This is a genomic window from Chitinophaga skermanii, from assembly GCF_003259335.1.
Taxonomy (GTDB): Bacteria; Bacteroidota; Bacteroidia; order Chitinophagales; family Chitinophagaceae; genus Chitinophaga; species Chitinophaga skermanii.
This window is the reverse complement of the sequence record NZ_QLLL01000002.1, coordinates 98,608-109,965: the sequence shown is the minus strand read 5'-3', so window position 1 is coordinate 109,965 and position 11,358 is coordinate 98,608. Positions and strand designations below refer to the sequence as shown.

The 11,358-nt window shown below is 43.9% G+C and carries 7 protein-coding genes; 6 read left to right on the top strand and 1 reads right to left on the bottom strand.

What is annotated here, in order from left to right:
- Positions 1-16 precede the first annotated feature (16 nt).
- Positions 17-1,387: a hypothetical protein gene (locus LX64_RS04485; protein ID WP_148707193.1), complete on the top strand. Its 1,371-nt coding sequence runs from the start codon at positions 17-19 to the stop codon at positions 1,385-1,387.
- Between the two features lie 76 nt (positions 1,388-1,463).
- Positions 1,464-2,849: a hypothetical protein gene (locus tag LX64_RS04480; protein WP_111596435.1), complete on the top strand. Its 1,386-nt coding sequence runs from the start codon at positions 1,464-1,466 to the stop codon at positions 2,847-2,849.
- A 133-nt stretch (positions 2,850-2,982) separates the two neighbouring features.
- On the opposite strand, the gene LX64_RS04475 is transcribed toward LX64_RS04480, so the two are convergent.
- Positions 2,983-3,432 (bottom strand): SRPBCC family protein, encoded by a 450-nt coding sequence (locus LX64_RS04475; protein WP_111596434.1) that lies wholly within the window; start codon positions 3,430-3,432, stop codon positions 2,983-2,985.
- A gap of 660 nt (positions 3,433-4,092) precedes the next feature.
- On the opposite strand from LX64_RS04475, the gene LX64_RS04470 reads away from it, so the two are divergent.
- The 4 genes from LX64_RS04470 to LX64_RS04455 all read left to right on the top strand — a co-directional run bounded on the left by LX64_RS04470 (position 4,093) and on the right by LX64_RS04455 (position 11,357).
- Positions 4,093-4,845, top strand: coding sequence for a hypothetical protein (locus LX64_RS04470; protein ID WP_111596433.1), 753 nt, complete (start codon positions 4,093-4,095; stop codon positions 4,843-4,845).
- A 73-nt stretch (positions 4,846-4,918) separates the two neighbouring features.
- Positions 4,919-6,040, top strand: a complete 1,122-nt coding sequence (locus LX64_RS04465; RefSeq protein WP_111596432.1) for a FecR family protein — start codon at positions 4,919-4,921, stop codon at positions 6,038-6,040.
- Positions 6,041-6,293: 253 nt separating this feature from the next.
- A complete protein-coding gene (locus tag LX64_RS04460; RefSeq protein ID WP_158538525.1) occupies positions 6,294-9,590 on the top strand; it encodes a SusC/RagA family TonB-linked outer membrane protein in 3,297 nt (1,098 codons plus the stop codon).
- An 18-nt stretch (positions 9,591-9,608) separates the two neighbouring features.
- Positions 9,609-11,357, top strand: a complete 1,749-nt coding sequence (locus tag LX64_RS04455; protein ID WP_111596430.1) for a RagB/SusD family nutrient uptake outer membrane protein — start codon at positions 9,609-9,611, stop codon at positions 11,355-11,357.
- The last annotated feature ends 1 nt before the right edge of the window (position 11,358 follow it).

The following is an 11,358-nucleotide window of genomic DNA, read 5'->3' as shown; positions in this document are numbered from 1 at the left end:
TAAATCCCCTTATAATATGAAGAAAACGTCCCTATTGTTCTTTGGCTTCATGTGCTGTGTTTTACCCGGTTTTATAGGCTGTCAAAAGTCGGTTAACACAACAGTTAGCCAGCCACGACCTACGCCTGAAATAGACCTATCGTTGCCCATTACACAGCCAACGCCCCATCAACTGGTATATGATGCCAGTGCTTCTTTAACAGACCCAGTAGACATGGTATCTGTTGCCTTTAATCCAAGCACAAAAATCGTTAGTTCCACGATCGAACTCAGTAACAATGTGGATGTATCGTACGCGGTGAATTTTACCGACCAAGTATGGAAAGTGCATCAAACAGATGTGATTGAACAAAAGGTGGCCGATTTAAGTATCGCTAATCTGCCTTTAGCTACCATACAAGGTACCATTGCAGATTTAGAAGCGATCATGAGCAATGTATTAACCACTGCCAGCGACGAAGTTTTGTACAGCTTAAGTATCAACCTGTCCATCTTCAAAACCTTGGAAAGAAAAGCTGCTAACCCAAGTGATTGTAATTGTACCGTGCATCCTTCTTTCTTAACAGGTACGGCTTATTTCATTTGCCAAGAAGATCATTTCTACGAAAAGCTAAGCTTACAATCAGCGCTCACTTTGTATGAAGGTGAATATGGTCAAACAACCGACCTTACAACTATCAAAACCTTTGTACAAGGATATGCCGGCCCTGCAATCCCATTCAAGGATGTATATGGTTTAATGGTAACGCCTGCACAATTTGATACCGCTATAACAAACATTGGTAGTGGTAGTGGCAATTGCGCGTGGTGGTGCCCACTCGGTTGTGGTTCCGATCACGGCTGTTGTGGTAACTACAAAGGTTGCTGTTATTACAGGAATATCATTTGCTATATTCACGACAAAATCTGTATCGATTGTAAACCCAAAGATTTCTGTTTGCCAAAATGTAAGCCGGGCATAGCCATTATCGACGATCCTGCCGATGATCCAGGCACGCCTACAGGCCCAGGTGGCCCCGGTAATCCTGGTACCCCTAGCGATGCTCCTTTAATAGCAGAATATATCACTTACTGGGATTACTTGAATGCCGTAAAAAGTTACGCTATTTACAATAGTATGAACGTACCAATTCCATTGGAATATAACGTAGCAGAATTATTACTTAGAATCGATTCCTTCGCCAATAGTGGCTTTGCTGTACCGGTAGGTGCAGATGCCCCTGGCTTTATCGAGCGCTTAAAGAATTTCGTACGCAATACCTACTTGCAATACCCCGGTGCCAGCTATTACCAAGCTACACCATACCCTGAAAATTTCCCGCCGGAAGATGGTGGGGAAGAGGTGCCTGTCCCAAATCCAGGCGGTAGAGTAGCACAAAAAGCATAACCTTATATCGCAACTTGCAAAGCATGTAAGTTGCGATATACACTCATATTTTCCATTTTATCAAACCCTATATTACATGATGCGCAAAAATCTCGCTTACATAGCCTTTGTGCTAGTGGCCATGTTGTTTGTAATGGCCTGCCAAAAATCGACCCAACAAAATGCTAACAAACCTCGCCCTACACCGGAAATTGACCTCGATCTTCCTATTACCCAAGCTTCCGCGAATGAGTTAGTATACGATGCTTCCGAAGAAGCCGGTAACCCGGTAGATGTTGTGTCTGTAGAATATAACACCAGTACTAAAGTGGTTAGTTCGAGCATCGAGTTAAGTAACATAGATGTGGATGTTTCTTACCAACTCGATTTTAACAACGAAATTTGGAAAGTTTACCAAGCCGATCAAATCGAACAAAAAGTGGCCGATTTAAGTGACTACGATTTGCCTGCTGCAACTATTCAAGGTACCATTGCCGATTTAGAAGCGATTATGAATAGTGTGCTCACAACGGCTAGTCATGAAGTACTTTACAGCCTAAGTATGAACCTAGCTATTTTCAAAACACTAGCCCGCAAAGAAGCGAATGCTGCAGATTGTAATTGCACAGTTCACCCAGCTTTTTTAGTCGGTAAATCGTACTTCCAGTGTCAAGAAGATCATTATTATACGAAAGCGAACTTAGAATATACGGTCACACAATATGAAAGTACGCACGGGCAAACGGCACAATCGACTGCTGTTAAACAATATTTACAAAACTATGTAGGCGTAGCCGTTCCATTCACTGATTTTTACGGGCTATTAGTATCAAGCGAGGATTTTATTGATGTAGTCGACAATATTAAAAATGGCGGAAGAGATTGTGCTTGGTACTGCGTATTGGGATGTGGTACCTCTTTAGGTTGTTGTGGAAACTATAAAGGTTGTTGTTTATACGCCGATTTAGCGTGTTTAGCGCATGATCTCGCTTGTTTGAATTGCAAGCCTGCTTGGTTCTGTGGTCCTGCATGCAAGCCTGGTTTTGGTGAAGAAATACCCGATCCCGCCAACCCTACCGACCCTGGCGGCAACCCGGGTAACCCAGGCGGTGGAAATCCCGGTACCCCAGATGTTAACCCTAAAACCTCGGAGTACTTGGCCTATTGGGATTACTTGAATGCAGTGAAACACTACGCCATCGCCAATAGTATGGAAGAAGGTGTGCCTGTTGAATACAATGTAGCCGATTTATTATATGCCATTAATCGATTCAATTCAAGCGGTTACGATTTGCCGGATGAAGTAAGTAGTGCCGGCTTTATCGAACGCTTGAAGAACTTCGTACGGTATAATTACCTCCAATACCCAGGTGCCAGCTATTACCAAACCTCGCCATATCCACCTAACTATCCTCCCGATGGAGGGGGGGCTGCCGAACCAGGTGTAGATACAGGTAGAAAAGCAGCTCGGAAAGCGAAATAATTATCAAACATTAAAATGCCCGCACATCGCGGGCTTTTTAATGTTTGATAAACGCTATTGCTATATTTATTGCTGTCGATGAAGGTGATAATGTGCAAGGAAATATGGACGATACCAATTGAACAAATATATATCAAGCATCAGGAATATTCGGCTCTACTAACTTCGCTAGTTTTTCCAACGACTCTTGCCATCCCAAGTAGCACATTTCTACAGGTATAGCGGCAGGAATTCCTTCTTGGGTAATTTTAATATCAGTACCCGCAATGGTTTGCTTTAACCAAACAGTGGTAGTCATTTCACCGGGTAAATTAGGATCGTCGAAAGTATCGGCGTATTGTACAAATTCATTCGGTGTTAATGCTGTATAGGTGCCACCAAAAGAATGCCCATTGCCAGTATTGAAATTAATAAACGTCATGCGAAAAGCGCCGCCAACTGTAGCATTAAATGCTTGTACAGTGCATACAAACCCATAAGGCGGTAACCACGATGATAAGGCAGCCCCATCTGTAAAAGCACGGTATAATTTCTCCGGCGTTGTTTTTATAACCCTGTGTAAGGAAACGGAATTGTTCGACATAAGATAGTTTTTTACATCCTACTCATATGGCCTTTCGGTAATGCCCGTTTATTATAGTGGTACCTGCTCCACTTCCGCTACAAAGTTGCAGCGTTTCTTTGATTTCATAGATGGGGAGATCGGACAAATAAAGGGTTCTTTGCGACAGGAGGTAAGTCGCTATAAAGGTAAACAGTTTGGTTTATACTACTTACCCATCTGTATGCCTATCTTTTACCCTTTCCAACCCTATCTAAACCCTATCTTCACCCTATCCCAAGCCTATCTAAAGCCTATCTCGAGCCTATCCTAAGCCTATCTCCGCATCGTTTATAGATATGATAAACAAGTGGTTATGACTTTCGTAGCTACATCTACTGCTGATAATGCATTCATATACAAAGCGATATAAAGGAATCCGGCATAAAGCGGCATAAACCGGCATATTCCGGCACGCTTGACCTACGTAAATGCAAGCGTTCAAAATCTTTCCTATACTTGTATACCTGCATATCCATGCACATTCATGCATAATCATGCATATTTATGCACGGCATTTCCTAGAATCGATATAGGGAAGTATTTTTGACTTGTAATTACATGAATATCTGATCAGATGAGATAGCTGCATGGCACAGCTTTAAAAATGCCTGTATTGTTAACTTTTAATATCTCATCAGTATGACAAAGATTTGTTATCTCAATCCACAAAAAGCAGAAAAGCTTTCTTTTTATCAAACGCAAAATGGCCTTCTTGCCACGGAGGCATTCCGTAAACCAATAAAGCGGGAGGAAGTGCAGTATGAGAAAATGCGTTCGCATCAAACGGAATTCGGCAACACTGTTCAAACGGCTGTTAGCTTCCGGGCTGGCTTACAGGATATCAGCGAAATTGTACCCAATAAGGTATTATTCCATCGTATCGTATCCCAACTCTTCCAAGTAGTGAAAACAGATACCGTGAATTACCGCGGGCAGCGCACCGTAGAAGATGGCGATACCCGCCTCTTACAAGGTTTTGAAGTCAATGAAAATAGCCGGTTTCAGCGCGTGTTTAGGGTGCCTTTTGTAACCGATATTAACAGGGTTAGTGGCGAGGCCGGGGTGCTAATTCCTTCGTTCATACCCATCAACAAAATAACACGGCCAAAGGATGCTACGCATTTTAAAATCGTAGTACATATCAGCGCTTTTAATTTCCGTACAGGGGAGGAACATAGCGATATGCACATCACAGCTCCTATATCCTTGACGAAGCATGTAACCAATACGCAAATCCTTACCGTTTCATTTCCACCGAACGATCCCCGGCACCTATTCCTGTCACTCGGGATTATTTTCGAAGACAAGGAACAAGGCAGAACGTACAAGGTATTTGGCGACCATCACAATGCTATGCAAATTGTAGCTGTACACCCCCGGGGGAAGCCCTGAAAAAATATTTTTTCTCACACTCAGGGTTCGGCCTGTTTCAATTGACCTTGTTATAAGCACCAACATCTTTTACATGGCAAATGAACAAGCGAACGACCGTTACGAGGCACTTTCCCGCAAACTATTGGAAGGTACGATCACGCAAGAAGAGCGCGAAGAACTAGCACAATGGCTCAACGACGACGATGGCCAAGTGCTGGATTTACCTGCAGATTTTGTAGCCAGTCGTGAAGCCCACGAAGCTAGGATGTGGAAGAACATTGCAAAGGCTACTCAACCGCGCACTTTGCAACGACGCATACGGGTGATCTCCGCAGCAGCGGCCGTATTACTGGTGGCGGTAGTAGGGTACAAATACCTATTACCTTCTTCCCCAACACCTGCTACACAACTCCTCGCGAACGACCATCTACCGGCCGGTAACAAAGCCGTATTAACCCTTGGGAATGGCGAAGAAGTAGTGTTAGACAACATGGCACTCGGCTCGCACCTGGATCAAGCTGTAAAAGAAGATAGCGGCCGTTTAACCTATCTATATGCCTCGGCGGATGTAGCGCAAATCAATTCCTTGTCAACACCCCGTGGTGGGCGCTTTAATGTTACCCTGCCCGACGGTACAAATGTATGGTTAAACGCTGCCAGCAAGCTAACGTTCCCGACCGTTTTTAATGGAAAGGAAAGAATTGTAGAATTACAAGGCCAAGCCTATTTCGATGTTACCCAAGATGCGAACCGCCCCTTCAAAGTGAAAGTAGGGACCGTAAACGTACATGTACTGGGCACCAGCTTCGATATTATGGCCTATCCCGACGAACAACAAATAAAAACAACCTTAGTAACAGGGAGTGTACAAGTACAAAGCGCGAAAGAACATACGCTGCTCCACCCAGCACAACAAGCTGTAGCGGATGTAACAGCCGGTACTTTAACCGTACAACCTGCCAATCTCGATAAAACACTGGCCTGGAAAAATGGCCTGTTTATTTTTAATAATGCCGACCTAGCATCTATTGTCAGGGAAATTTCGCGCTGGTATGATGTAGAGTTCATTAACCTCGCGGGCGACAGTAAAGAATTATACGGGGGAAGTATCAGTAGAAAGAAAAACCTCTCAGATGTATTGCAACTATTAAGCGCATATGGTTCTCATCAATTTAAAGTAGAAGGACGCAAAGTAACGATTCTGCCAAAGTAACAAAGCCAATTATAAAATAAAATCCACACACTATGTATGTACGCTAATGATTAGGCTCATAAGCCGGCAGAGTAAACGGAGGTGCGGGAACACCCCCGTTTGGATCTGATAATTCAACATCTGTAACTGGGTTCCATCTCGCAAAGCGAGGGCAACCTGATTGAGAACTACCAAACACTGCAAATTTATGCATTTTAAAAGTAATGCACGGGCTTCGTATGGAATGAAGTCAACAACCAAAATTTGGCTGATAATGAAGTTAACAGCTTTCTTACTACTGATTGCTTTCCTGCACGTAAACGCGGCAGGCTATTCGCAAAAGGTCTCATTGTCTGTTCGTAATAAAAGCCTCCAGGATATTTTCCCGGAACTAACACGACAGACGGGGATTTCTATCTTCTATAAAGAAATCCTCATGAAACGCACCGCGCCCGTTACCATTCATGTGAACGGTGCCAGTTTAACAGAAGTGCTCGACCTATGCACCAAAGACCAACCGATCGGCTATGCGCTGGAAGGTGGCAATGTATTTATTAAACCGCGTTCTTTCCCGGTGGCACCGATGCCCATCCCGGTAGATACGCCAAAATTATCGATCTCGGGGCGCGTGTCCGACGCAACGGGCCTCATGCTGCCCGGTGCTACGGTTATGAACAAAACAAGCGGCCGCGTAGTACCTACAAACGATTTGGGTAGGTATTCGATTGGTGCCAACATCGGCGATTCACTCCAATTCTCTTTCATTGGCTATTCATCTCAAACCATCGCTATCCGCGAGCAACTGGTGGTGAATGTTATATTGGAAGCGAAAAGTGGTAGTGTGAAAGATGTGGTTGTCGTAGGTTTTGGTCGCCAGAAACGGATCAGCTTAATCGGTGCGCAATCTTCTATTAAAGCAGAGGATTTGAAGATCCCGGCAGCCAACCTTACAAACGCTATTGCCGGTCGTATTGCGGGCGTAATTGGGGTGCAACGTAGTGGTGAACCCGGGTACGATGGCTCTCAAATTTATATCCGTGGTATAAGCACGTTCACCAATAGTAGTCCTTTAGTACTCGTAGATGGTGTAGAACGTACTTTCAATAACATCGATCCAGAAGATATTGCCAGCTTTACCATTTTAAAAGATGCATCGGCCACAGCTGTTTATGGTGTACGTGGCGCGAATGGTGTGATCTTAATTGAAACGAAGAAAGGTAAGCAGGGTAGGCCGCAAGTAAACGTACAGTTTAACCAAGGTATTACCCAGTTCACCAAAACGCCGCAATTCGCCGATGGTGTTACGTATCTTAAAATGGCCAATGAAGCCTACGCGAATACCAACCCTACAGCCGACCCTCTCTATTCCGCCGAAAAGATTCAAAAAACAGCTGATGGTAGCGATCCAGATCTTTATCCAAACGTAAACTGGATGAACGAAATGTTCAATAAGCACGGTTATAATAAACGTGTGAACTTGAATGCCAGCGGTGGTTCAGAAAAAGCAACTTATTATTTATCTGCCGGGTACTACAACGAAACCGGTTTATATAAAACGGATGAATTAGCGCAATATAATTCAGCGATTAAGTTCACCCGTTATAACTTCACGAGCAACTTATCATTACAAGTATTCAAGAATACAAAAGTTGATTTCGGTGCATCGGGATGGATTTCTGAAGGTAATTATCCAGGTAAAGGCACAGGCGATATTTGGAACGCGGCATACATAATGCCCCCTACGATTATTCCTGTAAAATACTCCAATGGCCTTATTCCTCAAGTGCGTGGTGAAGAAGCAAACCCTTACGACATGCTTACGCAAAGTGGATATATTAACAATACCAACAGTCAATTATGGTCGAACGCACGTGTTACACAAGATTTAAGCCCGCTTTTGAAAGGTTTATCTGCTTACGGTATGTTCTCGTTCGATAACTATAACTACCACCAAATTTCGCGTACCAAAACAGTAGATGCCTGGTTTGCTACACACCGCGATGCTGAAGGTAACTTGGTATTTGAACAAACGCGTGTAGGTTCTAGCTACTTGGGTTACAACCGCAGCAACAGCGGCAGCCGCCAGTTCTACTCCGAAGCGGCTATTAACTATAATAACTCGTTCGGCAAACACGATGTAACCGGTATGTTGTTATTCAACCAAAGCGATCGTACCGATGCTTTCGCGGGTAACTTCATCGATGCTATTCCATACCGTTACCAAGGTTTCGCCGCAAGGGCTACGTATGGTTACGATGAACGTTATTTAATTGAATTAAACCTCGGGTATAATGGTTCCGAAACCTTTAGTAAGAACGCTCGTTTTGGGTTGTTCCCTTCTTATGGTGTGGGCTGGGTTACCTCTAGTGAAAAGTTCTTCGAGCCTTTGAAGAATACCATTCAATTCTTGAAGTTCCGCGGTTCTTATGGTATTGTGGGTAACAGTAATATTGGGGGTAGAAGGTTCGCTTACATTTCTACCGTAGCTACTACAACAGGTTATAGTTTCGGTAAAAACACCAACAACGATTATGGTGGTTTAGATGTGGGCGATTACGCTGTAGATGTTACCTGGGAACGTGCAAAGAAAGCGAACCTCGGTATCGAATTACGTACTTTGAAAGATGCCCTTTCTATCACCGCCGATTTCTTCTTGGAAAACCGCGATGGTATTTTCCGTCAACGGGGCGATTTACCAAACTACGCTGGTATTCAGCGTTCGCCATATGGGAACTTAGGTGCTGTGCGTAACAAAGGGGTAGATGCTACGATTACTTATAATAAGAAGATAGGGGATGATTTCTACTTCGAATTCCGTGGCAACTTTGTATGGAACCGCGCTATTGTGAAACAAGATGCTAACGCATTATGGCCTTACCCTTGGCAACAAGCCATTGGTCGTAAACTAGGCCAACGTTTTGGTTTAACAGCGTTAGGACTTTTCCAATCGAAAGAAGAGATTGCCAACAGTCCTATACAAACCGGCGATATACAACCGGGTGATATCAAGTATAAAGATTTAAACGGCGATGGTCGCATCAATAACTACGACGAAGGTCCTATCGGCTATGGCTCTATCCCAGAAATTGTGTATGGTTTTGGTCCTTCCTTTACTTACAAAGGGTTCAGTGTAGGCGCATGGTTCAAAGGTATTAGCAACGTGGATATTTCACTCAACGGTGAAGGATTACAACCTTTCCAGAAAGAAGGTTCGAGAGGTAACTTATTTAGCAACATCACCGATCGTTGGACGCCGGATGGTAAAAACACCGATCCTTGGTACCCACGTCTTACGTATCCTTCTACTTCTAACTCCAACTATGCCAATAGTACTTGGTGGATTAAAAACGGTGCATTCATGCGTTTACAGAACGTAGAACTCAGCTACACCTTCACGAAGAAACGTTGGTTAAACAAATTGGGTATTAGCAACTTCAGAATTTACGGTGTTGGTTACAACGTGGCCACATTCAGCAAGTTCGACCTATGGGATGTAGAACTTGGCGACGGTAAAGGGGCGCAATATCCTTTATTGAGAACTTACAGCTTTGGCATCGATTGCCGGTTTTAACAATTAAGCCTTTTGCACATGAGAAAGTATCATATCATTTCATATACCAGCATCTTTTTAGTGTTCGCGATGCTAACCGCTTGCTCCAAATTCTTGGACCAAGTGCCGAACGATAGGCAAACCATCGAGGAGGTGTTTCAAAAGAAAAAGCCTTCCGAAGAATATTTAGCCAATGTATACAATTATGTACGCGATGAAAGCGACCAGTGGAACGGTAACCCGTGGACGGGCAACGTGGATGAAATAAACGTGGCTTGGGCCAAATGGACAATCTACCAAGTAAACGTAGGTAACTTCAGCCCGGGTACGTCGCCATTTTATACTTGGCAATCATATTACAACGGCATCCGTTCGGCCACGTACTTCATTAACCACATCGACGGTAACAAAGAAATGTTAGCCCTCGATGGTCAAAAGTTAATCGATCAATACAAAGCCGAAGCCCGCTTCTTACGCGCCTATTTTTATTTCATGATTATCCGCCAATATGGCCCAGCCGTATTAATTGGCGATACAGAACTGCCGGCCGATGCGCCATCCATTGACATGATGTTACCCCGCAATACCTTCGATGAATGTGTTGATTATATTGTAGCAGAACTCGATAAAGCAGCCACCGTTTTACCATTAACACCGGCGACCGACCGCGATTTTGGTCGTGCCACCAAAGGTGCTGCCTTGGCAATTAAATCGCGCGTATTATTATATGCTGCCAGCCCTGAATATAATGGTAATCCCGACTTCGCATCTTTTGTTAGCACAGAAGGCAAGCCTTTCATATCGCAAGCTGCCGACCGTGAACGTTGGAAGAAAGCTGCGGATGCAGCGAAAGCAGTGATTGATCTTAATATTTATAAACTGTATGAAGATCCTTCCGGCGACCCGGTGAAATCGTACCGTGGTATTCATTTAGTGCCTTGGAATGATGAATCCATTTTTGTACGCAAAGACAATGATCTCTGGAACTGGGACTACAACTGTTCGTTACGTTCTGCCGGTGGTTGGAACGGTATTTCACCCGTACAAGAAATGGTTGATGCGTACTTTATGAAAGATGGCTTGCCAATTTCTAAGTCGCCATTGTATTCCGAAACAGGCTTTACCAATGGTGTATACAATATGTACATCAACCGTGAACCGCGTTTCTATGCCTCCATTTTATACAACGGTGCACGTTACAAAGGCGGTTCCATTACGCAAGATTCTATTACGGTAGATTTAACTTACTCGGGAAAAGACGGTAAGAAAAATGGTGGCGAAGATTATTCGCATACGGGGTATTTAGTAGTGAAGAATGTATCGCCGGAAACCAATAGGTTGGCAGGTATTAGCAATAATCGCCCGTACGTGTTGGCGCGTTTGGGTGAAATCTACCTCAACTATGCCGAAGCCTTGGCAGAGTATGGTGGTAATGATGCAGAAGCATTGAAGTACCTCAACCTAATTCGTAAACGCGCGGGCATTCCACAATACGGTGGCGGGGAAGTACCTGCTGTAAGTGGTGCTGATTTAATTGCCGCTATTCGTGCAGAAAGAAGAATTGAATTAGCGTATGAATGTCATCGCTGGTTCGATGTTAGAAGATGGAAAATTGTAAAATCTATCATGAAGGATTTACATGGTATGAACGTCAATAAAGATGGCACTGAATTCTATCAACGCGTGGTGGCCGATAGCCGTGCATGGAGAGATGCCTATTACTGGTTCCCTTTATCGCAATTCGAAATTGACCGTGGCTTGAAACTCGTACAGAACCCAGGTTACTAAT